This is a genomic window from Pseudonocardia sp. (assembly GCF_025465255.1).
Lineage (GTDB): Bacteria > Actinomycetota > Actinomycetes > Mycobacteriales > Pseudonocardiaceae > Pseudonocardia.
Window position 1 is genome coordinate 1 of sequence record NZ_JAODNI010000116.1, and the last position, 3,602, is coordinate 3,602.

The 3,602-nt window shown below is 70.1% G+C and carries 5 protein-coding genes and 4 tRNA genes; 5 read left to right on the forward strand and 4 right to left on the reverse strand.

Annotated elements, in window-relative coordinates; genetic code table 11:
• A partial coding sequence (locus JWP64_RS14055) for a tyrosine-type recombinase/integrase (protein WP_297496467.1) occupies window positions 1-302 on the forward strand: 302 nt, incomplete at its 5' end.
• A gap of 89 nt (window positions 303-391) precedes the next feature.
• On the opposite strand, the gene JWP64_RS14060 is transcribed toward JWP64_RS14055, so the two are convergent.
• The 4 genes from JWP64_RS14060 to JWP64_RS14075 all read right to left on the reverse strand — a co-directional run bounded on the left by JWP64_RS14060 (window position 392) and on the right by JWP64_RS14075 (window position 2,453).
• Window positions 392-463, reverse strand: a tRNA-Val gene (locus tag JWP64_RS14060).
• A gap of 21 nt (window positions 464-484) precedes the next feature.
• On the reverse strand, window positions 485-925 hold the full coding sequence (locus JWP64_RS14065) for a TIGR02611 family protein (RefSeq protein ID WP_297496475.1): 441 nt from the start codon (window positions 923-925) through the stop codon (window positions 485-487).
• On the reverse strand, window positions 922-1,785 hold the full coding sequence (locus tag JWP64_RS14070) for an anti-sigma factor (protein ID WP_297496469.1): 864 nt from the start codon (window positions 1,783-1,785) through the stop codon (window positions 922-924). The genes JWP64_RS14065 and JWP64_RS14070 overlap by 4 nt, the downstream gene beginning before the upstream one ends.
• Window positions 1,782-2,453: a sigma-70 family RNA polymerase sigma factor gene (locus JWP64_RS14075; protein ID WP_297496471.1), complete on the reverse strand. Its 672-nt coding sequence runs from the start codon at window positions 2,451-2,453 to the stop codon at window positions 1,782-1,784. The genes JWP64_RS14070 and JWP64_RS14075 overlap by 4 nt, the downstream gene beginning before the upstream one ends.
• A 263-nt stretch (window positions 2,454-2,716) precedes the next feature.
• Between JWP64_RS14075 and JWP64_RS14080 the strand changes: the two genes are divergently transcribed.
• The 4 genes from JWP64_RS14080 to JWP64_RS14095 all read left to right on the forward strand — a co-directional run bounded on the left by JWP64_RS14080 (window position 2,717) and on the right by JWP64_RS14095 (window position 3,601).
• Window positions 2,717-3,145: an SsgA family sporulation/cell division regulator gene (locus tag JWP64_RS14080; protein WP_297496473.1), complete on the forward strand. Its 429-nt coding sequence runs from the start codon at window positions 2,717-2,719 to the stop codon at window positions 3,143-3,145.
• Between the two features lie 166 nt (window positions 3,146-3,311).
• Window positions 3,312-3,384: transfer RNA gene (locus tag JWP64_RS14085), tRNA-Gly, on the forward strand.
• A 69-nt stretch (window positions 3,385-3,453) separates the two neighbouring features.
• Window positions 3,454-3,525 (forward strand) — tRNA-Cys (locus tag JWP64_RS14090).
• A gap of 1 nt (window position 3,526) precedes the next feature.
• A tRNA-Val gene (locus JWP64_RS14095) sits at window positions 3,527-3,601 on the forward strand.
• The last annotated feature ends 1 nt before the right edge of the window (window position 3,602 follow it).

The window sequence follows — 3,602 nt, forward strand, 5'->3', positions numbered from 1 at the left end:
ACGGCCGTCCTCACCGCGAGTTGTTCGCGACTCGGGCCGCCGCGATCAAGACGGTCGCCCGGGAGCAGGCGGGCGGGCTGCGGTTCCACGACCTCCGGCACTCCTACGCCACCTGGCGCGTCGACGACGGCGTCCCGCCGAACATGGTGCAGCGGGTGATGGGCCACGAACGCTCGTCCACGACGCTCGACCTCTACACCCGCCGGATCAACAACTCCGACCGCATCCTCCGGGCACTCGACGACGACGACCCGGCCGACGATGACGCAGACGACGACGGCGATGCCCCGCGGACCGCGTGATGCCTTTCTGATGCTTTTCCGACCCCGAACATGACGAAGGCCCTGGTCTCAGATCCGCGGTTAAGCGGCTGACCAGGGCCTTCGGCGAGTGGGCGATACTGGGATCGAACCAGTGACCTCTTCGGTGTGAACGAAGCGCTCTCCCCCTGAGCTAATCGCCCGCTGCCGTGGAGAACACTACATCACCCCAGGATCGGGCTCTTCAACCAGGTCCACCCATCCAGCCCGACCCAGCCTGCCACCAGGTACAACGCGTTGAGCAGCCACAGCGTCGCCAGGACGATCAGCCCGGTCGCGGTCAGCACGAGGAGCTTCACGAACAGGTTCTGCCGGCCGAGCCAGTCCGTCCAGGCATCGTACTTGCCACGGGCGAATCGGAGGACGCGCTTGGCCCACATGAACTCGGATCCGAGGATCGCGAGGCCCGCGAAGACGATCAGCCAGCCGGGCCCCGGGTACGGGATGGCGACGATGCCGCCGGCGAGCACGAGCGTGCCGATCACGCCCACGACGATGCGGTAGATGCGCAGCTGTCCGGGCTTCTCCGCGATGCGATCACGGAACCCGGTGATCCGGTCGCCGAATCGCCCGAGGGCCGACTGTGTCTCGTCCGTCTCGCTCAGGTCTCCACCTGCCCACTCGCGACCACAGCGGATGGCGAGGCCGGAGCGGTCCGGCCGGGCTCGAGGGAGATCGCATACAGGGCGAACCCGCCATCCGTGCCCGATCCTACGGATTGCGGGCCGTCGAGGTCGGCGGTGACGTCGAAGGTTCCGACGGCCTGCGGCGGGGTGTTCGCGTGCGCGAGCCCCCAGAGGACGTAGATGCGGTCGCTCGCGTTCGCCGCGAGCCCCACCGTCATCACCTGACGCTCGGCCCCGTTGACCATCACGGCCGCGACCGGCTGCGTCTGGCCCTGCGGGGTGAGGAACGCGTGCCGGGTACCCGGCCGGTCGAACTGGCTGACCATGTCCACGATGCTCTGCGCCTGGACGGTCGTCTGGTCCCGTTCGCTGCGGAGCTGGGCCGCGTAGGTGCCCAGCCCGCCGATCCCGACGACGAGGGCGAGCGCCACCGCCGCGGCCGCCAGCTTCCGGCGGGGCGTGCGGAGCCATCCCCCGCCGCGCCTGCCCGGATCACGACCGGGGCCGCTCGACGGGGTGCGACGGAGCGGAGCGACCGGCACCCGGTTCTCGGCCGTCTCGCGCGGAAGTTCGGCGGCCGCCGGGGTGGGCGCCACCTGCGGGGTCTGCGCCGCGGCGTCGAGGATGCGGTCGCGCAGCCCGGCGGGCGGGTCCACCTGCTCGACGGCCGCACCGAGCCCGAACAGGCTCTCCTCGGTCTCCCGGACGACCGTGCGGCAGATCGGGCAGGTGGGCAGGTGCCCGATCACCTCGATCTCCTCGTCCGGCTCGAGCGCGTGCAGGACCCAGCCGACGGACTGCTCCGCCATCGGGCACTCGCGGGCGTGCGAGGGGTTCACCTGGCACCTCCGGAGATATCTGCGGCGAACTCGCCGACGAGCGGACCGAGGACGTTGCGCAGCCGGGAGAGGCCGGTGAACATCCGGGACTTGACCGTGCCGAGGGGGACACCGGTCAGCGCGGCCACCTCCCGTTGCGTGTAGCCGCCGTAGTAGGCGAGCGCGAGGGCCTGCCGCTGCTCGGCCGGCAGCCGGCCGAGCGCGTCCCGCACCTGCCCGGCGACGACGGAGCCGAGCGCGGTCTGGTCGGCACCGGGGCCGGGCGGGGCCGACCACTCCTCCCCGTCCTCGGCGGCGGGCACGGTCCGGCGGCGGATCGTGCTCTCGCGCCGGACGGCGTCGACCGACTTGTGGTGCACGAGCGTCAGCAGCCAGGTGCCGAACGCGCCCCGGGCGGGATCGAACCTGCCCGGGTCCTTCCAGAAGGCGAGGAACACCTCCTGGACGACGTCCTCGGCGATCCCGTCGTCCGCGCAGATGCGGCGGGCCAGGGAGAAGGCCGGACGACCGAACCGGTCGTACACATCCCCGAGGGCGGTCTGGTCGCCCTCGACGACGCGACGGACCAGTTGCTCGTCCGCCGGATCGTGCCGGCGGGTACTGCTCGGCCGGTTCGGACCCCGTCGGGAGCGATCCGAGGCGTCGGCCGGTTCGGCGACTTCGGCCACCAGCGGGATCCTCACGTCTCTTCTTCGCTGCGGAGCAACGACCGGTTCAGCCTAGACGTCCTCCAGATATGTGGCTCACATTCCCGGGCCCGTCCGCTCGTCCGCCCTGGTCGGCCCGGCGCGGGGTGGAACGCACATACACCCGTCCGGGTGACCGCCACGCGTCCACCGGGCTGAGTTCGTCCCCCGACCCGTCACATCTTCGCGACACGCTCGTTTTTCAGCACGACGGACCACGAAGGACCAGAAAGAGGGACTTGAGGATGCGCGACGAGTTCATCTGCTCAACGGCGATGTTCGAACTGATCGCCCCCGACGCGCCGGTCGTGCCCGTCAAGGTGGAGCTTTCATACTCCAGCCGGGACCCGTACGCGGTGCAGGCGTCGTTCCGGACGGGGCACGGCAGCGCGGTCGACTGGGTCTTCGCCCGGGACCTGCTCGCGGACGGCCTGCTCGGCCCGGCGGGCACCGGCGACGTGCGAGTGCAGCCGCTCCTCCATGACGAGACCCGGGTCGAACTGGAGCTCACCTCCCCGTCCGGGCACGCGGTGTTCACCACGTGTGCCGCGACGCTGTCGGAGTTCCTGGAGCGCACCTTCGACGTCGTCCCCCCGACGACGGAGTACTCCTGGCTCGACTTCGACGACGCGCTGTCGACCCTGCTGGACGAGACCGACCGAGCCCGGGACTAACCGGGCCGGGCCTGCCGACGGGCCGCTACGGCGGCCCGAAAGCGCAGGTCGGAGGGCGTTTTCGGGACAACAAGGGGGCCGGTTTTGAACCCCCCGGAAGCCCTGCTAATGTTCTCCATGTCGCACCGAGCAGGTGCGGCCAGCACCGCGAAACACCGGTGCACATGCGGACGTAGCGCAGCTGGTAGCGCATCACCTTGCCAAGGTGAGGGTCGCGGGTTCGAATCCCGTCGTCCGCTCGGAGGAAACCTTGTGCTTTCGCCTGGTCCTCCAGGCTCTGACTCCCCGAGACGCCATCCGGGGACTCGGGCGGAGTGGCCGAGTGGCTTAGGCAAGGGCCTGCAAAGCCCTGTACGCGGGTTCGATTCCCGCCTCCGCCTCGGGCGATTAGCTCAGTGGGAGAGCGCTTCCTTGACACGGAAGAGGTCACAAGTTCAATCCTTGTATCGCCCACCAC